Source organism: Spirulina subsalsa PCC 9445, from assembly GCF_000314005.1.
GTDB classification, from domain to species: domain Bacteria; phylum Cyanobacteriota; class Cyanobacteriia; order Cyanobacteriales; family Spirulinaceae; genus Spirulina_A; species Spirulina_A subsalsa.
On the sequence record NZ_JH980292.1, the window covers coordinates 1,936,206 to 1,955,928 of the forward strand.

The 19,723-nt window shown below is 46.5% G+C and carries 22 protein-coding genes and 1 pseudogene; 13 read left to right on the forward strand and 10 right to left on the reverse strand.

Going from position 1 to position 19,723, the window contains the following annotated elements; all coding sequences use genetic code 11:
• Nucleotides 1-5: 5 nt before the first annotated feature.
• Nucleotides 6-1,319 (reverse strand): omega-aminotransferase AptA, encoded by a 1,314-nt coding sequence (gene aptA, locus SPI9445_RS0109005; protein WP_026079640.1) that lies wholly within the window; start codon nucleotides 1,317-1,319, stop codon nucleotides 6-8.
• 453 nt (nucleotides 1,320-1,772) lie between these two features.
• Between aptA and argF the strand changes: the two genes are divergently transcribed.
• Nucleotides 1,773-2,702: an ornithine carbamoyltransferase gene (argF, locus tag SPI9445_RS0109010; RefSeq protein WP_017304411.1), complete on the forward strand. Its 930-nt coding sequence runs from the start codon at nucleotides 1,773-1,775 to the stop codon at nucleotides 2,700-2,702.
• 180 nt (nucleotides 2,703-2,882) lie between these two features.
• On the opposite strand, the gene SPI9445_RS0109015 is transcribed toward argF, so the two are convergent.
• The 3 genes from SPI9445_RS0109015 to SPI9445_RS0109025 all read right to left on the reverse strand — a co-directional run bounded on the left by SPI9445_RS0109015 (nucleotide 2,883) and on the right by SPI9445_RS0109025 (nucleotide 5,750).
• The gene (locus SPI9445_RS0109015; protein WP_017304412.1) at nucleotides 2,883-3,530 is read right to left on the reverse strand and encodes a LysE family translocator; all 648 of its coding nucleotides are present in this window, start codon (nucleotides 3,528-3,530) and stop codon (nucleotides 2,883-2,885) included.
• A 164-nt stretch (nucleotides 3,531-3,694) separates the two neighbouring features.
• A complete protein-coding gene (locus SPI9445_RS27485; RefSeq protein ID WP_017304413.1) occupies nucleotides 3,695-4,510 on the reverse strand; it encodes a hypothetical protein in 816 nt (271 codons plus the stop codon).
• Nucleotides 4,511-4,679: 169 nt separating this feature from the next.
• Nucleotides 4,680-5,750: an acyltransferase family protein gene (locus tag SPI9445_RS0109025; protein WP_017304414.1), complete on the reverse strand. Its 1,071-nt coding sequence runs from the start codon at nucleotides 5,748-5,750 to the stop codon at nucleotides 4,680-4,682.
• Between the two features lie 157 nt (nucleotides 5,751-5,907).
• Between SPI9445_RS0109025 and SPI9445_RS27490 the strand changes: the two genes are divergently transcribed.
• Nucleotides 5,908-6,552: a hypothetical protein gene (locus tag SPI9445_RS27490; protein ID WP_017304415.1), complete on the forward strand. Its 645-nt coding sequence runs from the start codon at nucleotides 5,908-5,910 to the stop codon at nucleotides 6,550-6,552.
• Nucleotides 6,553-6,573: 21 nt separating this feature from the next.
• Nucleotides 6,574-7,503, forward strand: a complete 930-nt coding sequence (locus SPI9445_RS24965; protein ID WP_017304416.1) for a DUF1822 family protein — start codon at nucleotides 6,574-6,576, stop codon at nucleotides 7,501-7,503.
• On the opposite strand, the gene SPI9445_RS30430 is transcribed toward SPI9445_RS24965, so the two are convergent.
• The 3 genes from SPI9445_RS30430 to speD all read right to left on the reverse strand — a co-directional run bounded on the left by SPI9445_RS30430 (nucleotide 7,481) and on the right by speD (nucleotide 8,741).
• On the reverse strand, nucleotides 7,481-7,762 hold the full coding sequence (locus SPI9445_RS30430) for a hypothetical protein (protein ID WP_164674496.1): 282 nt from the start codon (nucleotides 7,760-7,762) through the stop codon (nucleotides 7,481-7,483). The two genes, SPI9445_RS24965 and SPI9445_RS30430, sit on opposite strands and share 23 nt — an antisense overlap.
• 23 nt (nucleotides 7,763-7,785) lie before the next feature.
• The gene (locus SPI9445_RS24975) at nucleotides 7,786-8,106 is read right to left on the reverse strand and encodes a DUF6464 family protein (protein WP_017304418.1); all 321 of its coding nucleotides are present in this window, start codon (nucleotides 8,104-8,106) and stop codon (nucleotides 7,786-7,788) included.
• 233 nt (nucleotides 8,107-8,339) lie between these two features.
• A complete protein-coding gene (gene speD, locus SPI9445_RS0109055; RefSeq protein ID WP_017304420.1) occupies nucleotides 8,340-8,741 on the reverse strand; it encodes an adenosylmethionine decarboxylase in 402 nt (133 codons plus the stop codon).
• A gap of 265 nt (nucleotides 8,742-9,006) precedes the next feature.
• Here speD and SPI9445_RS0109060 point away from each other — a divergent pair, with 265 nt between their 5' ends.
• The 9 genes and pseudogenes from SPI9445_RS0109060 (at nucleotide 9,007) to SPI9445_RS0109100 (ending at nucleotide 17,502) form a co-directional block, all read left to right on the forward strand.
• Entirely contained in the window at nucleotides 9,007-11,589 is a 2,583-nt protein-coding gene (locus tag SPI9445_RS0109060) for a M1 family metallopeptidase (protein ID WP_017304421.1), read from the forward strand.
• Nucleotides 11,590-11,701: 112 nt separating this feature from the next.
• Entirely contained in the window at nucleotides 11,702-13,204 is a 1,503-nt protein-coding gene (locus SPI9445_RS0109065; protein ID WP_017304422.1) for a carotenoid oxygenase family protein, read from the forward strand.
• Between the two features lie 274 nt (nucleotides 13,205-13,478).
• A complete protein-coding gene (locus tag SPI9445_RS28395) occupies nucleotides 13,479-14,948 on the forward strand; it encodes a glycosyltransferase family 2 protein (RefSeq protein WP_202803665.1) in 1,470 nt (489 codons plus the stop codon).
• 120 nt (nucleotides 14,949-15,068) lie between these two features.
• A complete protein-coding gene (locus tag SPI9445_RS0109075) occupies nucleotides 15,069-15,575 on the forward strand; it encodes a GNAT family N-acetyltransferase (RefSeq protein ID WP_017304424.1) in 507 nt (168 codons plus the stop codon).
• Between the two features lie 536 nt (nucleotides 15,576-16,111).
• Nucleotides 16,112-16,246 (forward strand): hypothetical protein, encoded by a 135-nt coding sequence (locus SPI9445_RS31620; protein WP_017304426.1) that lies wholly within the window; start codon nucleotides 16,112-16,114, stop codon nucleotides 16,244-16,246.
• A 22-nt stretch (nucleotides 16,247-16,268) separates the two neighbouring features.
• A complete protein-coding gene (locus tag SPI9445_RS0109090) occupies nucleotides 16,269-16,499 on the forward strand; it encodes a hypothetical protein (RefSeq protein WP_017304427.1) in 231 nt (76 codons plus the stop codon).
• The gene (locus SPI9445_RS0109095) at nucleotides 16,496-16,765 is read left to right on the forward strand and encodes a type II toxin-antitoxin system RelE family toxin (protein WP_017304428.1); all 270 of its coding nucleotides are present in this window, start codon (nucleotides 16,496-16,498) and stop codon (nucleotides 16,763-16,765) included. The genes SPI9445_RS0109090 and SPI9445_RS0109095 overlap by 4 nt, the downstream gene beginning before the upstream one ends.
• A 152-nt stretch (nucleotides 16,766-16,917) precedes the next feature.
• Nucleotides 16,918-17,028, forward strand: a pseudogene (locus SPI9445_RS32055) (type II toxin-antitoxin system VapC family toxin); the annotation flags it as partial.
• A gap of 186 nt (nucleotides 17,029-17,214) precedes the next feature.
• A complete protein-coding gene (locus SPI9445_RS0109100; RefSeq protein ID WP_017304429.1) occupies nucleotides 17,215-17,502 on the forward strand; it encodes a hypothetical protein in 288 nt (95 codons plus the stop codon).
• Nucleotides 17,503-17,714: 212 nt separating this feature from the next.
• On the opposite strand, the gene SPI9445_RS0109105 is transcribed toward SPI9445_RS0109100, so the two are convergent.
• Together SPI9445_RS0109105 and SPI9445_RS0109110 are read right to left on the reverse strand one after the other, a co-directional pair.
• Complete coding sequence (locus tag SPI9445_RS0109105; protein WP_017304430.1) at nucleotides 17,715-18,149, reverse strand: ferritin-like domain-containing protein; 435 nt, start codon at nucleotides 18,147-18,149, stop codon at nucleotides 17,715-17,717.
• 184 nt (nucleotides 18,150-18,333) lie between these two features.
• Nucleotides 18,334-18,810, reverse strand: coding sequence for a pentapeptide repeat-containing protein (locus SPI9445_RS0109110; protein ID WP_017304431.1), 477 nt, complete (start codon nucleotides 18,808-18,810; stop codon nucleotides 18,334-18,336).
• 119 nt (nucleotides 18,811-18,929) lie between these two features.
• Between SPI9445_RS0109110 and SPI9445_RS0109115 the strand changes: the two genes are divergently transcribed.
• Nucleotides 18,930-19,415 carry a YraN family protein gene (locus SPI9445_RS0109115; RefSeq protein WP_017304432.1) on the forward strand — a complete coding sequence of 162 codons (486 nt, stop codon included), beginning with the start codon at nucleotides 18,930-18,932 and terminating at the stop codon, nucleotides 19,413-19,415.
• Nucleotides 19,416-19,509: 94 nt separating this feature from the next.
• Here SPI9445_RS0109115 and SPI9445_RS0109120 read toward each other — a convergent pair whose 3' ends face one another.
• Nucleotides 19,510-19,692 (reverse strand): hypothetical protein, encoded by a 183-nt coding sequence (locus SPI9445_RS0109120; protein ID WP_017304433.1) that lies wholly within the window; start codon nucleotides 19,690-19,692, stop codon nucleotides 19,510-19,512.
• Between the last annotated feature and the right edge of the window lie 31 nt (nucleotides 19,693-19,723).

Genomic DNA, 19,723 nt, shown 5'->3' on the forward strand with positions numbered 1-19,723 from the left:
AGCCCCTAATCCACCTTTTGCAAGACTGTTGAGAGAATCTCCATCATCCGGTCAATGTGTTCCGGACGAATGATTAACGGGGGAGAGAGGGCGATAATATCCCCGGTGACGCGAATCATTAGGCCCCGCTCAAAACACTGAATTAAACACTGGGTCGCCCGTTCTCCCACCTTACCGGGAATCGATTCTAACTCAATCCCGGCGACTAAGCCAAGGTTGCGAATATCAATCACATGGGGCAGTCCTTTTAAGCCCTGTACCGATTCTTCCCAGTAGGTAGACAGTTCCTGAGCATGGGTAAATAAGCCCTCCTCCTCGTAAACCTCCAACGTCGCCAAGGCAGCCGCACAGGCCAGGGGATGACCCGAATAGGTGTAACCGTGGGCCAATTCAATGGCATTTTCGGGGGCGGCATTCATAAAAGCCTCGTAAATGCCCGGACGAGTTAACACGGCACCCATAGGAATCGTTGCATTGGTCAGTCCCTTGGCTATCGTGATCATATCCGGTACCACCCCGAAATATTCCGTCGCACTGCTGGCCCCTAGACGGCCGAAGGCGGTGATGACTTCATCAAAAATGAGGAGGATCCCGTGGCGATCGCAAATCGCCCGTAAACGCTCCAAATAGCCCACTGGGGGAATCAATACCCCCGTTGACCCGGCCACCGGCTCCACAATCACAGCCGCAATAGTCGAGGCATCATGAAGTTGCACCAAGCGCTCCAACTCATCAGCCAAATGCGCCCCCCATTGGGGTTGACCGCGAGAAAAGGCATTTTTTTCTAAATTGTGGGTATGGGGCAAATGATCCACCCCCGGCAACAAACTACCGAAAGCCTTCCGCACCGGAGCAATTCCCCCGACAGAGATTCCCCCAAAGCCTACCCCATGATACCCCCGTTCTCGTCCGATCAAGCGGGTTCTAGAGGCTTCACCCCGAACCCGATGGTAGGCGATCGCAATTTTTAGCGCCGACTCCACCGCTTCCGACCCAGAATTCCCGAAAAACACATGATCAAACCCCCCCGGAAAAAAGCGAATCAAACGCTCCGACAATTCAAACGCTCCCGGGTGTCCCATGCGAAACGGGGGCGCATAGTCCAACCGACCCACCTGTTGCCGCACCGCTTCCACAATCTTCGGCCGACAATGCCCCGCATTCACACACCACAATCCGGCCGTCCCATCCAAAATCTCCCGGTCATCATCACTGATGTAGTACATATCCTTTGCCCCCACCACCATCCGGGGATGGGCTTTAAACCGTCGATTATCGGTGAAAGGCATCCAAAAAGCCTCAAGAGATAATGCTTGCAAGGGTCTTGTCTCCTAAATTGTCTTTTTTGATTATAGGAAGGGAACAGGGAACAGGGAATCGGGAGTCGGGAATCGGGTGTCGGGTGTCGGGTGTCGGGTGTCGGGTGTCGGTGTAGGGGCGCAATGCTTGCGCCCTAGGGAGTCGGGTGTCGGGAATAGGTAATAATTATCAATTCTCCCTCTCCCCTGCTCCCCTGTTCCCCCTCTCCCCCTGTTCCCTGTTCCCTGAAGAGAGGGAATCAGTGTAGGGGCGCAATGCTTGCGCCCTAGGGAATCGGGTGTCGGGAATAGCCCTTGGGATGCCCGAACGGTGCGTTACGCTCCGCTAACGCACCCTACCCAATATTCCCCTGCTCCCCCTCTCCCCCTCTCCCCAACACAAGGCACGACCGAGGACAGACGAATATAATAAAAGCTTTCCGAAACCAGTCTACTGTGAGGACGTGAAATTCCATGAGTTTACAAGCATTGAAAGGACGCGATTTTCTGCGGATGGCCGATTTAAGCGCCAGTCAAATTACAGACCTTTTGCAAGTCGCCTCCGACCTGAAAAGTGGGGCATTAACCCCCACCTGTTCTAAAATTCTCGGATTATTGTTTTATAAAGCCTCCACACGCACCCGCGTTAGTTTTTCCGTTGCCATGTATCAACTCGGAGGACAAGTCATTGATTTGAACCCCAGTGTGACTCAAGTCGGACGAGGAGAACCCCTGTCCGACACCGCCAGAGTCTTAGACCGTTATCTGGATATCTTGGCCATCCGTACCTTTAAACAGGGGGACGTAGAAAGTTTTGCTAACTATTGCGACATTCCCATTATTAATGCTTTAACTGACCTTGAACATCCCTGTCAAGTTTTAGCGGATTTGTTGACGATTCAGGAGTGTTTTGGTCGTTTAGCGGGTCAAACCGTTACCTTTTTAGGAGATGGCAATAATGTAGCCCATTCTCTCCTAATTGGTTGTGCCATGATGGGGATGAAAGTTCGGGTCGCCACTCCCCCTGAATATAAACCCGATCCTGCCATTGTTAGTTCAGCCCAAGAATTAGCCGCCCCCGGAGCAGAAATCATCATCACCGAGGATCCCATTGCTGCGGTAGAAGGTTCTCACGTCCTTTATACCGATGTTTGGGCAAGTATGGGACAAGAAGACTTAGCCGCTTCCCGAATTCCTATTTTTCAACCCTATCAAATTAATCGCAGTTTATTAGAAAAAGCCGATTCTCAGGCGATTGTTTTACACTGTTTACCTGCCCACCGAGGGGAAGAAATTACGGAAGATGTGATCGAAAGTTCTCAATCTAAGGTCTGGGATCAAGCGGAAAACAGAATGCACGCGCAAAAGGCGTTAATGGCTTGTTTATTAGGGATTATTGATTAGCCATTTTGGGCAGGAGAGAGGGTTAGAAATTCCCTACAATTCTGTTCAAGAAAAGACCCAAAAATCAGGGTAACTCGTCAATTACCCTGATTGACAGACTCCCTCGTTAAACTTCATTGTAATGGGGGCATTCCTCCGATATTTTAGGTCAGTTTTTCAGTCCCCATCGTTTGCACTCACTCAAAACACCATAGAAAAGGCCACAAAACCAAACGCAATGATCATAATCCCGGAAAGCCAATTAATCCACTGTAATTGCTGAACGGAGAGATGTTCTCGAATTGAATGTGCTGAAGCAACTAAGAATAATCGCCAAAGAATACCACTGAGAAAAACCCCTAAAATGAAGCCCAATTTGTCCCCAATATTAATTTCTAAATTAGCCGTACATAACTCCATAAAAACAGCTAAAAAAGGCAAAACAGTCATGGGATTGACTAAATCTAATAAAACGATTGTAATATAGTCCCTCAATAGGTCATGCTTACTGATAGACAATGCTGAGTGTAACTCATTGAGACGAAAGAAAAGGGTGGATTTTTCAAAAAATATTTTAAGTCCCAAATAGCATAAAATTCCCCCACTCAATACATTTAAAAAAGTTGCTTGATGCAGGAAGGAACTTGCAAATAAAGTCAAACTAAATACCCCTAAAGCTGTATATAAAACATCTCCAAAAGATGCACCCAATGCAGAAACATATCCTGAAAGTATGCCTTTTTTTAGGGTTCTTTGAATACAGAGAATACTAATAGGACCGACTGGTGCCGCAACCGCTAAACCAATCGCTAATCCTTGCCAAAAGAAATCCAAGTGTAATTCACTCATACATCATATACCGCCATTACCTCACGCTTTGTAATTAGGGCTTGCTGAATAAGTCCAAGAGTGGGGGAGTCGGGAATAGGCGCTCCTGCCAGTTTTAGATGTTCTGTTCCCTGTTCCCTTGTTGGGTAAGTGCGTAGGCGTGTTATTCAGCAAACCCGAATTAACTAACCCTGATAAAGATACCGATGATTTAACAAACCAAAATAAGCCCAAAGCCGATACCTTGAAAAGTCAGTTGCTGTATAAATATCTCGATATCCCGGCACAAACCAACCCAACCATTCACCATCTAACCCTTGTAATTGGTAAGCGATAATTTTGTGACCTGTAATATCTTGGTCAAGATTTAAGTCTAAATTCTGCGCCCACCTCATCTCTGAACTGGCATCAGCTTCTACCATTTTAACTTGAGAATCTGAAGCGGATTTTGGAACTAATCCTTGATCAAATTCTGCGAAGGAACGTAGATTCGGTTTACCTTCACGAGGAATCGCAATATATTGATGGTTATGATCGTTAAAATGCGCCCAAACTCGACGCAGGGACTCCATCTGTTTTTGGTACAGATCGTTAATGCCGGGAACATACCAACAAGACCAATGACCACTAAACCATTGAATGCGATAAGCGACAATCTTTTCCCCTAGAATGACTTCATCTAAGTCTAGGTCAATAGAATGAACCCAACGACTATTGTCTTGAGGACAGAGCGTGACTTCTGCTAAAGCTTTAGGGGTATCTTGATCTGAATGAATCAAGGATTTTTTTAGATCAGACCAATGGGCTTCAATGGCGGAAGTAACGAGTTCTGAACCGAGTTTATCCTGTTGCCTTTTTGCGGTGATGAGATTGTTCAGGTTTACACTTAAACGTTGAGTTAACCCCTCTAAGCCACCTAAGACGGCAGCATCAACTGGAGGGGGAGAATAGCCACCGAGAACAGCATCCGTTGCCCGGGGTTCATTGTTTTGGGTTTCCATTGTGTTCTGGGGGGTGTGTCCTGACGTTTATTGAGTGGGGTCACACTTCGTCAATTGTCCCCTTTTCTCAGTTTACTCGGATTTTGAGGAGGTGAGTATAAACTCACAATAGGGGGATTGAATTGGATGTGAGTGGGCGGGGAAAACGGCTTAAACGCCTCTGGTGGAATTAAGCGCCAAACATCCATTTAGCTAGGGTTTTACGACCCATCAGCCAATCGGTCACAACCCAGCTTAATCCAAAGACTATGGCGGCAAAAATGAGTAGATTGGGGCTAGAATGACGGAATATTCCGTCGGTGTAAATCCTGTTTTCTAACATTTGCAAGGCTTCGACTATAAACAGATGTAATAGATAAATGCCAAAGGAACAAAGTCCGAGGTTTTTCAGCCAATCTTGAGAGGGGAGATAGGGGGAAAGGGCGATCGCACTCAATAGCGCCAAATACCCCCGACTCCACTCATACAACACCAACGGGAGGAAATTCCCCCCCCACTGATTCACGCCCCCAAAAGCCACCAATACCAAAACACAATACAGCCCATTTTTTTGTTCTAACTGGGGGTAAATCCGGGGAGACGCTAGAATCAACGCCATAAATAGATAGGGTAAACAGCGCAACAACCAAGCCACCAATACCCCCAACAATCGCCACCCCGGATTCCCCTCCACCCCTAACGAAGCTGAGACTCCCTGAAAGGCTACCCCCCCTTGGGTGACAAAATTATTGCCAGAAACCTCTAACAGATGGTACACCCCCAAACTTACCCCTAACCCCAACAAACCCACCCACACCGGGCGAGAATAACGAGTTAACGGGGTGAGGAGTTTAGTGGCCAAGGTTCCGGTTAACAGTAACGGCAGGAAATAGAGATGAAATGCTGCCCCCCCTAACACCATTAAACCGATGGGATCTTGTCCTAACTTCACAATCTGCCCAAAATCCCCCTTCAGGGCATATTTAATCAGCTTGTAGAGCAAATATAACCCCGTCCAAAACAGGTAAGGTATCACTAAGCGCGTTAGTCTGGCTTTGAGTGGATAATCCCCTTGACTGGCGTAGATTTTGCGGAAGGATAGGTAAAAGGACAGCGCCAAAAAGAAGGGCACCGCAAAACTGGCAAAAATGCGCATTTCCCCCCAAAACGGCAAATTAACGGTAATCCCTTCATCAGAATGGAGAATGACCACTCCGAAAATCGCAATTCCTCGAAATAAATCAATCCCTGTGAGTCGCATTCTTCCCCCCCTTCTCCACCCACTCCCAAAGTTTAACGACACTGGGGAGAACCGTGGGATTGTAAAGTTTTATGTAGATTTTGACCCTCTTGCATCACGGCGGCACATTTTCCCAGAGACAGAGATAGAGAGGTCATCCCCCAAACTAGCCCTAAATATGTGTGATTTTGATCAAGAACTCAAAAACCTGGCCTTGGAAGCTCAAAAATATTCCCTAGGGACAGTGGAACGTCGGCAGTTAATTCATCGTTTACTCATTCTATTACATCATTCGGAGCAACTGGTGCATCCTCCGGTTCCGTTTCAGTTACAAGGGGCTTATGAGGAAATTTATGATATCGCCCTTCAGCGCTTATTTAGCTATTTGTACGAAAAAATAGAATATTATAAACCGGAACGAGCGGGGGTTTTGCAATGGGTAAATTATTTGCTTAAAATTCGCTTTCCTGATGCCATAAAAGAACTAACAAATGATCAAAGAAAAAATAGAGTGCTGCAAGAAAATCTGGTCACTAACCATAGAATTGAACAAGAACAGGAGAGAAACACCAAAAACCATCAAATCACTTCCCAAGATATTATGGATTATATTGATCAAGATCCTAAAGGCGTTTTTAGGTCAACCTATATCGGCAATAATGCGGAGGCGAATTTTCGCTTCATTGCGTTAAAGTTAGTGGAAGGATATAAGTTAGATGAAGTCGCGATGCTGTTACAGGTCAACCGAAACACTTTGAGAAGTTTTTATAACAGAAGTCGTCGAAAACTTGCGTCAGAAATCCGTCAAAATTTAGAGATATAATTACAGGTACACTTAGGAGCTATGATGAGTCAAACTTTTACAGAATTAAAATTAGAATTTCCTATCACTTTATCGGACAAAAGGGCAGCTAAAGCCTTTGCTGATCAACAGGTGACACCGGAGAAAAAGCAACAAGTTTATTTAAATGTTTTAGCGGTTAAAACCGTGAGTAATTATTTGCACTGTTTGGGGATTGCTAATTCTCCCGAAGCGGGAGACAGTTGGGATATGGTGATGCAAACTTTAGCGGATACGGCGGATTTAGAGGTGGACAATTGGGGGACTTTAGAATGTCGTCCGGTTTTACCTCATGCTCAGGTTTGTATTGTGCCGGAAGAAGTTTGGGAGGAGTGTCAGGGATATGTAGCGGTTCAGTTTAATCATGAACTGCCTGAAAAAATAACCCAAGGAACGTTCATCGGGTTTTTGGAAAAGGTGACGGCGACTGAAGTTCCTTTGGAGCAGTTTCAACCGATGGAAGTTATCTTAGAAAAACTGCCGACGTTTAATCAATTAACCCACTGGTTTAAGCAGGTTTTTGGCGAAGGGTGGCATTCTTGGGAAAGTCTGTTAACGCTAGAACAAAAGGAGTTAGCCTTTGCTTTTCGCAGTCCATTAACTCAGGAAATGCCGAAAAAAGATCAGGTTAAGAGAGGAAAGTTTATTGAATTTTCACCCCAAGGGGAACGGATATCGTTGTTGGTAGGAATTGAGTCTATTGATGAACAAGAAATGGATATTTCGGTGGAAATATTCCCCCGAGGGACGAAGAAAACCTTACCCCAGAAGTTACAGATGTTGATTTTAGATGATGCGGGGGATTCTGTGATGAATGCAGAAGCGCGCAGTACAGAACGCTTGGAGTTTAAATTTAGCGGTGAGGTGGGGGAACAGTTTGCGGTGCGATTGGTGCTGGGAGACTCCATTATTACGGAACATTTTGTGATTTAGGGAACGGGGGAGGGGGAGCAAGGGAGCAGGGGAGTAGGGGAGCAGGGGAATAGTGGCTAGTGAATAGCCAAAACTCTTTTATTTTAGGGAACAGGGAACAGGGAACAGGGGGGAGAGTTCCCGGATTCCCGATTCCCGACTCCCGACTCCCGATTCCCGACTCCCGACTCCCGATTCCCGACTCCCGACTCCCGATTCCCGACTCCCTAGGGCGCAAGCATTGCGCCCCTACACTGATTCCCGATTCCCGATTCCCCAACTCTCGGACTTATTCAGCAAGCCCTAATTATAAATTTTAGGTAGGGGATAGGGGAGGGGTTGAAATTGGGAACAGTTTTGACAGGGGCCTTGGGGGTTGACGGCACAGCGAAGATAAGGCGATCGCGCACTAAAGCGACAATGGGGATCTCCTAGCCATGGTTGGGGGGTTGAGGGGGTTTCACAAGGGGGGGTGATCCGCACGGGGACTGGTTGGTATTGTATAGGACTCTGACAGGCACGGGTTAAACGCTCTTGCCACCGTTGGGTTAACTTGCGCCAAAATAGGCCGGAAAATAAAGCTGGGAGTACAGCCAAGCTGAAGATGAAAACAAGTTGAATCAAAGTCTCCTCCTCCAGATTCTTGGATTTTGCCCCATCCTAGCACTAGGTTTCCCGAGGGGGTGCAGCGAAATTAACCAAAAAATAGCCCCCCAGAAAATGAGGGATGTTGAGACAGTCCACATCTCTCAACATCCCGTTTTTTTGAGGGTTTTACTGTTTTTTGATTCTCAAGGTGAGAGCTTAGGTTAGGCTTCGTTATGCTGCGATCGCAACCTAACTTAGACCAAACAGCTTTAACCGACTAACTCGACAGCTTCCCGCTCTGTCTTCAAAGGAGTTTCTAACACACTATTGGGAAAACCTCGGTCAATTTCCCGCATTTCCATTTTCTGAGCTTGCAGCGCTTCTTTAAGGACTCGCATTGCTTCTTTCGGTTCTCCTTGACCACAGAAAAACAAATCGGCAGCAAAGTAGCCATGTTCAGGCCAGGTATGAATCGCAATGTGAGATTCGGCGAGGGTGGCGGTTGCGGTCACACCGTGGGGACTAAACTGGTGAACACACATATCAATCAACGTTGCGTGTCCAGACTCAATCGCGTCAATCAAGGCACGGCGAATGCGTTCTGGATCATTTAACAAATCGCTCGGTGCTTGCCACGCATCGACAACCAGATGGGTACCCACTTTCTTCATTCTTATCAATTTACTCCATGCGAAAGAGTTCCACTACTCTATCTTGACACAAATAGGCAAAGTCGCCGGGAATTGACTCTAACTTTTTGGCAGACTCGGGGACTGGGGAGGGGTTTTTCGGGCTTGAAGGCTTAGGATTGGGGGATCTCTAAGGTCTGGTCGCAATATGTTAAATTAACCAACAGGTCGAGAGCTTCAACTGTAGATTGCCTCAGTCCATGCGCCTTGACCTGCCCATCCGATTCATTTTTACTAGAGCCTAAGAATGCGGTATTTTTACTTTGATACAGAAGAAGGTCAACACAAATCCTTTGAACTTCCGGGTGCAAAACCTCACTACAATCCTGACCGTCCCGGACAAGTTGAACATATTGCCTTAGACCTCCAGTTAGATATTGCCCAACAAAGCTTTAAAGGAACTTGTACCATTACCCTAAAACCCATTCATAGCGGGATTAAATACCTTACCCTAGATGCGGTGAATTTGAATATTGAAGCCGTCACCATTGGGGAAGTGGCGCAACCCTTTGATTATAATGGGGAACAGCTAGAAATCGAGTTATTGCAACCTAGCGGGGAGGAGGCGTTTAAAATTGCGATCGCCTATTCCGTCGAACAACCCCAGCGCGGTCTTTATTTTATCGCCCCTGACCAACATTATCCCCACAAACCGATTCAAGTCTGGACACAGGGGGAAGATGAAGATTCTCGCTTTTGGTTTCCCTGTTTTGACTACCCCGGACAACTGGCCACCTCAGAAATTCGGGTACAAGTTCCCAAATCTTTTAAAGCCATTTCTAATGGGGAATTAATCGCCACAGAAGAAGCCGACCCTTATATTATTTATCACTGGTATCAAAAACAAGTTCATCCCACCTATTTAATGACCTTAGCGGTAGGAAATTTTGCCGAATTAACTGACGAGTGGGACGGCATCCCCGTTACCTATTATGTGGAAAAAGGGCGAGAAGAAGACGGGCAGCGCAGTATGGGAAAAACCCCGCGCATGATGGCTTTTTTAAGTGAAAAATATGGCTACCGTTACGCTTACCCTAAATATGCTCAGGTTTGTGTGGATGATTTTATTTTCGGGGGCATGGAAAACACCTCCACTACCCTGTTAACCGATCGGTGTTTACTGGATGAACGGGCCGCCCTAGATAATGATCGCACGGAGAGTTTAGTCGTCCATGAATTAGCCCATCAATGGTTTGGGGATTTAGTGGTGATTAAGCACTGGTCCCACGCTTGGATTAAAGAGGGGGCGGCTTCTTATTCGGAGGTACAGTGGACTGAACAGGAGTATGGCCAAGACGACGGGGCCTATTATTTACTCAATGAAGCCCGGAGTTATTTCAGTGAAGATCGTTCCCGCTATCGTCGCCCTATTGTCACTAATATTTATCGAGAAGCCATTGAGTTATATGATCGGCATCTCTATGAAAAAGGGGCTTGTGTTTATCACATGATTCGGGGAATTTTAGGCGATGAATTGTTTGATAAAGCTATCCACACCTTTATTCAAAGCAATGCCCATAAAACTGTCGAAACTGTCGATTTATTACGGGCGATAGAACAAAGCACTGGGCGCAATTTAGCCTTTTTATTTGATCAGTATGTATTTCGGGGGGGACACCCAGATTTTAAAGTGTCCTACAGTTGGGATAATGAGGCGAATCTAGCTAAAATTACGGTCAAACAAACTCAAGCTAAAAGTGATTCAACCGGGAGCGATAGTCAACTGTTTGATTTAACTATTCCGGTGGCTTTTGGCTATGTGAGTGAAGCCAAACAAGTGAGCCAACAGACCTTAATGTTGCGTCTCAATCAGCCCGAACAAAGCTTTTATTTCCCCTTAGCCGAAAAGCCCAAGTTTTTCAGCTTTGATGTGGGGAATTATTTCCTGAAAACGGTTAAGTTAGAGTATCCCGTGGCGGAGTTAAAAGCTCAACTCAAATATGACCCCGATCCTATTTCTCGCATTGAGGCGGCGATCGCACTAGAGAAAAAAGGCGGTCTAGAAGCCGTGAAAGCACTAGGGAAAGCCCTGATTCAAGATCCCTTCTGGGGGGTGCGAGTAGAAGTGGCCAAACAACTGGCGAAAGTCAAATTAGATCAAGCCGTGGCCGCCCTAATTGCTGGATTACAAGACAGTAATCCCCGCGTCCGTCGGGCGGTGGTAGAAGGTTTGAGCAAATTTAAAACCCCCGAGAGTTACGAGGCTGTCTATGGGGTCGCCGAGGCCGGAGATGCCAGTTACTACACCGAAGCAGCCGCCATTCGCGCTTTAGGGGGTATGGTGACAGGACGACTGAAGGGCAAACAAGGGGAAGTCCTCGACTTCTACCGCCGGATTTTAAACGAACGGGCAGGCTGGAATGAAGTGTTACGGTCTGGGGCGATTGGGGGGTTAAGCTTGATGAAAACCGTCCCCGAGGCCGCGAATCTGATTGCTGAATACACCCCGTTAGGGATACCTCAAGCCCTACGTTTAGCCGCTATTCGAGCATTAGGGGCTGTTTCCACGGGACAAACTCCCGACCAAGTGGAGGTCATTTTAGAGCAACTGGAAGCCCTTTCCCACGAAACCTTCTTTTTGACCCAAGTCGCCGTCAGTGGGGCATTAGGGCAAATGCAAACCCCGGATGCGATCGCCATCCTCCAAGCCCTCGCCGACCACACCCCCGATGGTCGAGTGCGACGCATGGCTGAGGAAGCCGTGGCCAGAGTCCAGAAAAAACTCGGTTCTGATAAAGCCCTCAAGGAATTACGGGACGAGTTAGAAAAAATTAAGCAGGAAAACCAAGAGTTAAAAAGTCGTTTAGCCAAATTGGAAGCCAAAAGCTAATCCCCAACATTTCCTAATGTTTACCGTCGGTCAGTCATTCAGGCATAGGATGCACAGCTTAACAATTTGTTACCATAGCCAGAAAGTAACAGTCAGTTGTGTTTTCGAGACTATGGTTAACCTATCGCCCACCCTATCCACCCAACACCGCTCAACGCTATCCTACGACCTTAAAGACTGGCAACGGGGTTATGAATCCCTGCGGCAAGAATCGGCCTACTGGATTGACGAGATAGAGGGAGAAGTCCCCGTTGAACTAGAGGGGACATTCTTCCGCAACGGCCCCGGTTTATTTGAAATTGGCGGACAAAGCATTAAACACCCCTTTGATGGGGATGGGATGGTCTGTGCCTTCAGTTTTCGCGGGGGGCGGGTGCATTTTCAGAACCGCTTTGTCCGCACCGAGGGCTTTATTAAAGAACAGGCGGCCGAGAAAATCCTCTATCGGGGTGTATTCGGTACCCAAAAACCGGGGGGGTGGTTGGCTAATTTGCTAGATATGCAGTTTAAAAATATTGCCAACACCAATGTTTTGTACTGGGGGGGAAAATTACTCGCCCTGTGGGAAGGGGCAGAACCGCACCGCTTAGACCCTAAAAATTTGGAGACGGTGGGGTTAGATTATCTTGGGGGAAGGCTGAAACCGGGTCAGGCTTTTGCCGCACACCCCCGCCTAGACCCGGCTTCGATTTGGGATGGCGGTGAACCGGGCTTGGTGAATTTCTCCATTGAAGCGGGCGCTTCTACCAAGATTCGGATTTACGAGTTCAGCCTAGAGGGGAAATTACGGCGGGAACAGGTGCATTCGGTGCCGGGTTTTGCTTTTGTTCATGATTTTGCCCTCACCCCCCACTACTACATTTTTTTCCAAAATCCGGTTAAATTTAATCCTTTGCCCTATTTGTTAGGTCTACGGGGGGCTGGGGAATGTCTGGATTTACAAACTGACGAACCGACCCGAATTTTGGTCATTCCTCGGGATGGGAATTCCTCTCAAGGGGTGCAGATTCTGGAAAGTCCGGCTGGGTTTATTTTCCACCATGCCAATGCTTTTGAGGTGAATGATCAAGAGCTTTGTGTGGATTCAGTTTGTTATGCTTCTTATGTGAAGCTCAAGAATGAGGTCGATTTCCGCGAGGTCGATTTTCCGGCATTGGAACCGGGGCTGTTGTGGCGTTTTCACTTGAATTTAGCCCAGCAAACGGTAACAAGGGAGTGCTGGGGGGAACGTTGTTGTGAGTTTCCGGTGATTCACCCGGAGAAGGTGGGGCGAGATGCCCGCTATGTGTATTTGGGGGCTGCCCATGCCACGGGGGGCAATGCGCCCTTACAGGCTGTTTTGAAGGTGGATCTATGGGAGAAGCGCAGCGATTGTTATTCTTTTGCCCCTCGGGGGTATGTGGGGGAGCCAATGTTTGTTCCCCGACCTAGTGCTGAGGCGGAAGATGAGGGATGGTTGTTAGTTTTGGTGTATGATGCGAGCAATCATCGGTCTAAGTTGGTGATTCTGGATGCCCAGGATTTAGGCAAGGGTGCGATCGCTACATTACACTTAAAACATCATATTCCTTATGGATTACATGGAACTTGGACTCGTGAATATTTTCTGGATTAAGTGAAGTACCCCAACTTGCTTTGCTTGAATTGGGGCTTTCAACAACAACTCAAGGACGGTTTTATGCGTCTTTAGGGTTTCCCGTCTTATTTGCCGTTGCCTCCATAAGACTTGTCTTACAGGAGGATAAAGGAGTTCTGCCCGACATTAGGTTAACCGGAACTCTACCAAGAGATACAAGTAACCCGGGGATAGGAGACACATCCTATTCCCTTCTGGGTAAGATGGAACAAAGGCCGTTATCGCTAGGGGTCACAGGATGAGATTTAGCATCGTGATTACAACGTATAATCGTTTGTCTTTGTTGAAACGAGCGATCGCTACGTCTCTCAATCAAACCGTTCCCTGTGAGGTCGTAGTAGTGGATGATTGCTCTTCTGATGGCACTCAAGACTATGTGACGGAACTGGTGGCTCAGTTAGCCTGTCAAGGGAATAACCGTTTGATTTATCATCGTAATGAGCAGAATTTAGGTCATTCTGAAAGTGTCAACGCCGGAGTCCATCGCGCTACAGGAGACTGGATTAAAGGGCTAGATGATGATGATTATTTGGCTTTAAATTGTATTGAGGAAATGAGCCGTGCGATCGCCCTTCGTCCTCAAGCTGTTATCTGTTCCTGTCGTGCCGCACAAGTGACAGAACAAGAAGAAGAGTTATTCATCACCGAAAAAGTCGGCCCAGGTAAAGCCTTTTACATCCCCCAAGAAGACATCCATCATGGAATGTTATTAGAAGCCGTTCCCTTTGGTACCCCGGTACAGGTTGCCTTTCGCCGGGATGCCTTTTTACGTTCAGGAGGCTGGGATTCCACCTTAGATGCGAATTTTGATGATATTGACTCCTGGGTAAAAATCACCCAGTTTGGTGATGCTATTTTTATTAACTCTTGTTTAGCCTATCGCACAGTTTGGCCAGGTTCTTATAACCAAAAATTTTCCCTAAAAACCCGTCTTGACACCCATATTATTATCAAAACTAGAATTTACGCCCTCGTCAATCAAAAATACCGTTCTACAATTCCCAGTTTGAAAAACATTGAGGAATACTTAAAGCTTCATTGGAGTTTAGTTGCCCTGAAACAAGGCAAAGTTTTTAAGGCTGCCCAACTGTCTAAAGGTTCTACCTTTTCCCTCATGGCTTGGAAATTATTGCTCCAACGGTTTAAACATGAGAATCACGTTAATTTTTTGCTCTATCCTCACTATTCTACTTTTAAATACTCCTCGCAAATTCTCTTAGAGACAGCTGACTATCAATGGAGTTATGAGCGTTTAACATTATTAAGAAAATATATACAACTCAGATGGGGATTGGTTGCCTTTAAAAAAGGTAGCAAAAAACAGGCATTAATATTATTTTCCTCTGCCTGCTTAAGTTTCCTATGTTGGCAATTATTGTTTTTGTGCTTATTTCCCCGAATTGTTAAAAACAATATTACATTTATTCAGGAAGTTCATCCGAACAAAATATTAGTATTAAAACTTGCCAAATTTTTAAATGATACGGCTGAACAGTCTTTATCTAATATTCGGGAATTGCAAATTTATTTAAAAATTCGTTTAGTCCAGATGGCACTGGAAAGTCGCAATTGGTGGAAGGCGTTTCAGCTTTCTTTACCCATGAGTTTTTCAGTGGAAACGTGGCGACTATTATTTAAAATTCGTCGATTACAACGGGCCAATAATCAACAGCCGATTGTGCGGAAGCTAATATTAATTGATGGGGCAGATTCTCCAGAGTGACAGAAGAGAGTTACCACGGTTTACTTAAATCTTTATTGATAAGCCAATCCTTGGCAGGCAAGAATTGATATTTGGTAGAATTAAGACAGTATAGTTAAGCCCCTAGAGAGCGAATGTGCGATGAACCCAGTCATACGTCAGGAATTGCCTTCAGATGTTGCGGCCATCCATGCCTTAACAGTCGCGGCGTTCCTCAATGCACCCCACACGGCGCACACAGAACAGTTCATTGTTGATGCCCTGCGTAAGGCTGGATCTCTGACCCTCTCCCTTGTGGCTGAACAGGAGGGCGAAGTCGTAGGTCATGTGGCGGTATCACCCATTACAATCTCCGATGGTTCTGCGGGCTGGTACGGACTCGGCCCGATTTCCGTCAAGCCGGAGCTACAAAGGAAGGGGATCGGTTCCCTCCTCATGCAGGCCGCTCTGCGTCTTCTACAGGAGCAGGGCGCGGCGGGCTGCGCCTTAGTGGGAGATCCAGCGTACTATTCACGATTTGGCTTTAAGCCTAATTCCGACTTGCTGCTGCCTGATGTGCCGCCGGAGTATTTTCAGGTCTTGCCCTTTGGTCCATCGTCAGCCCGTGGGGTGGTGACGTTCCACGAGGCATTCAGTGCGCAGGCCTAACTTCAGGTTGTGGCCTGGCCGTCGAGGAGTTCGCGATCGGATGTCCCTAAAAAGACATCTAGAGCCTCCCGTAGAAGCAGGAAAGCCTCATAGTGATATGGGGAAGCCCGCACCGTACCCGTAGGGTCGGTGTCGGGAGGATGTCACAGATAGATCGCGATGAAGTACCTCTATGGATCGCTTTAAGTAGTTGCCATCTGGCGACACAAGACACAGACATACAAATGTCATTATTCTAAAATGCCTAACAATGAACTGCTGCCGGACAAATTCTCCGCTGCGCTCCGAATTTGCCGCAGAGTGCGGCGTTAAATCTTATCAAGCTGGGAATGTAATGTTTTTGGAAACAATGCCTACTTTTCAAAAACATTGGCAGGATCAGGGAAGTTTACCCAGTTTCCAAGAGCGTGATCGGGCTATGTTCAATCTGCCTGAGAGCGGCGATAATCGATAGAATGGGTATAAAGTTCTGGGTGAAGTGGCAATGACTGAGTTGCTTGAGCGTGCGATCGCCTAATTGAAAACTTTGCCTGCTGATGAGCAAGATGAGAGTATTGTTGCTTAAAGGAGTGATCAACGATGAAACCTATACCCAGTGGGGCTTGATTCCCCCCCATCACCGTCCCGAAAAAAGCACAGCACTGGGTAAAATAAAGAAGGATGTGATTTGACGGTGTTAACTGCTACTGAAAAATGACAAAACTACTTCAACAGGCGATCGCCCAAATCCAAAAACTCCCACCCGACCAGCAAGATGCGATCGCGGCTCGATTTTTGGCAGAGTTACAGGACGAGCAAAAATGGGAAACCTGTTTTGCGACAACGACAGACGATCAATGGGATCAGATGGTGGCAATGGTGCGGCAGGAGATCGCGGCAGGAGAGACTGTTCCCCTTGATGAGGTCTTCCCACCACAAAAATGAAATCAAGCGTCACAAAGTCATTTCGCAAACGGCTAGGTGATCTGCCTGCATCAGTTCAGGATCAAGCCAACAAAGCTTATGCCCTTTGGCAAGAAGATCCTTATCATCCGAGCCTTCAGTTCAAGCGCGTCAGTCAGAAGCAACCCATTTATTCTGCTCGTGTCAGCATCAATTATCGTGTTCTGGGTTTGCTCGAAGCTGACCATATTTACTGGTATTGGATTGGCTCACATGATGAGTACGATGAATTGCTGAACCGGATGTAATTTGAAGTGATCGGTGAAGGCACAGCAATAATCGATAGAATGAGTATAAAGTTCTGGGTGAAGTAGCAATGACTGAGTTGCTTGAGCGTGCGATCGCCTTTATTACAAGTCTTACCTGAAAGTGAGCAGAATGCAATTGCTTCGCTGCTGGGATAACTCATTCTCCCGGTCGGATTTTCCAGCATATTGTAGATGTCGGGGAAGACAGCGTTTGTACTAGCATCATTGTGGCGTGTGAACTACGATTTGGAGTAGTTAAAAGTTGATGAATTAGACTTAGAAGGATATTTAATCACCCCGGAACTGGTTGCAACGTTAAAAGCTCAATTAATACATCCCGATGAAACAATAGAATCTCCTCGTCTATCTAATGATTTAGAGAAGGACGGTATAGATCCAATAAAAGCAGAAATAGACAGGCCTGCTGATGATACGCCCCCCCTTCTGTTGTGATTGAAGAAACGGGGAATAGTAGTATTAGTCGTTCAATTTTGAAGGCAATTAAGGAAGGAAGGCAACCTGCGATCGCTTATCGTTTAGAGTCAGTCATTAATAAAGCGCACCTTTTTGAGGTCATTCAGGCATTACAAACCTTATCAGATCAGGCCGACAACATGAGCATTTCTATTAAGGTCACTGCGACTAAATCGGAGGGATTTGATATCAATTGGTTACGCAATGCCATTGAAGAACCTTTAGATGAGCAAGATGTTAAGGCTTCAACTCGAATTGAGTAAGCAAAAAAAATGACATTACTCCCAACTCCCGACTGGATTGCTTCGTGCCTCGCAATGACATTACTCCCAACTCCTGACTGGATTGCTTCGTGCCTCGCAATGACATTACTCCCAACTCCTGACTGGATTGCTTCGTGCCTCGCAATGGCATTACTCCTAACTCCCGACTTTCAGAGTTATTGAGCAAGCCCTAGCTATCTTCCCTTGCTAATTTAAGCAAAATCTCGCAACATTTTTTTAATTTCTATGTTATGTAACTCCTCTTGCCCAATCATTCCCCGGGCATATTCTTCTAGGTAAACGCTGGCATCTTCTACAACTTCCAGTAATTCTTTGTATAACTCCAAAGCCTTTTTCTCATGTCCTAAACTCTCTTCTAACAGCGATTTAATATCATGCTCATAACTCTCTTCAATGGGGGCAATTTTTTGAGTCGGATGACCTTCTAACCCCGTTAAAATTTCCCCCGCTTGTTGGGCATGAAGCAACGATTCTCCCGCTTGGGTTTTAAAAAAGTCTACAATCGGCAGACGATTGGGGCCTGTCACCATCAAGCTATAGTGGGTATAACGTACAACACCCGCTAGTTCAAATTCCATAATTTGGTTCAGGATTTGAACGGTTTTTTCGGTATCAAGTTCTCTCATGTTTTCTACTTTCCCGAGATAGGTTGACTAAGAATTACATCACTGTTGACTTGTGGAGCCGCACTGTAGCAATCCTCTTGAAATTATAAGACTGGGGGAAATTTTCCCCAGATCATGGGGGAATCCATGAAGCACCCCTACTAGAACCTATTGAGGATGACGATAGGCATTAATCACACAATTTCTAAGAGCAAAATAAGGTGTCTCGGGTGTCTCGTCCGGTGACGGGATTGGTGCCGCTGGCTACTTCACATAACTTTTCTTGAATATCAGAGCGCAAAAACACATCCGTAAAATCCGCCCCTTCAATATTGGCTTTGTCAAACCGGGCATTGGGGGCTAAAGCACCTTCTAAGATAGCATTTTTGAGGTTAGCACGGGTGAGACGGGCTGATCCTAAAACGGCATTGCTTAAGTTAGCTCCTTCTAAATTGGCAGAGTCTAGATTCGCGGAAAAAAACGTCACGCCTTCTAGATTGGAGTGGCTAAAATTGGCTTTTTGGAGACTGGCAGAACGAAAACTAGAGTCTCGTAAATCCCGATTAGAAAAGTCCTGTTCCATGAAAAACCCTTTGGTGTAGTCTTCTGCTAAAGCAGGGGGCGCATTTAAGCTTAGGAGACTGAATCCGGCGATCGCACACCAACAAACACCGAGTACCATCAACAGGAGACTGGAAAAGCTTCGTTTCTTCATGGCCACAACCCAAAATTGACACAAATCACACTGATTTCTCTTTTATCGTACCATTATCACCAATCCCACTAAACCCCAGACTTGTCATGACTCCCCCCCGCAAATCCTCTCCCCTCTCCCATGAAGTGGGGAAACTGGGCGAACAATTGGTTGCCCTGTGGCTACAACAACAAGGTTGGCAAATTCTCCAACAGCGTTGGCGCTGTCGGGAGGGGGAAATTGATCTGATTGCTCAATCGGAGGCTGAGGGGATGGCTTTTGTGGAGGTGAAAACCCGCCGTCGGGGGAATTGGGATGAGGATGGACGTTTAGCGGTGGATGAACGCAAAAAGCGCCGATTTTCCCAAGCGGCTGAGGTGTTTTTAAGTCGTTTTCCCCAGTGGGCGGATTTGCCTTGTCGTTTTGATTGTGCGTTTGTGCGTTCCCGAAGCCTCAACCGAGGAGAATCAAGCCCTCTCCCCCCAACACTTGAGGGGACATCTTCTCAGATTGAGATCGGGCAACCTCTGCGCTGGGGGTCTTTTGAGTTAACCTTACAAGAGTATCTGATCGACGCCTTTGAGGCATTTTGATCCGGAAATGGGGGAGGGGGAATTCAGGATTATTACCTCTTCCGACTCCCAATACCCTTGACTTCTAACTTCGGGTCTTAACTGGCCAAGATTCTCAAGAGACTTTCGGAGACGATTGTTGACGCGATAATGTTTGGAGTTGCTGTAACAGGACTTCAACTTCCGCCTGTAAATGTAAATACTTTAACTGTTGCTCGGTCTGGTAAGCCTTCATGAGGTTTTTTAATTTCGCATCACTGGCACGATCAGAAGTTTTGACAGGAGATACAGTGGGCATTATTCTTTACGTTTTTTAACTAAGTTCACAC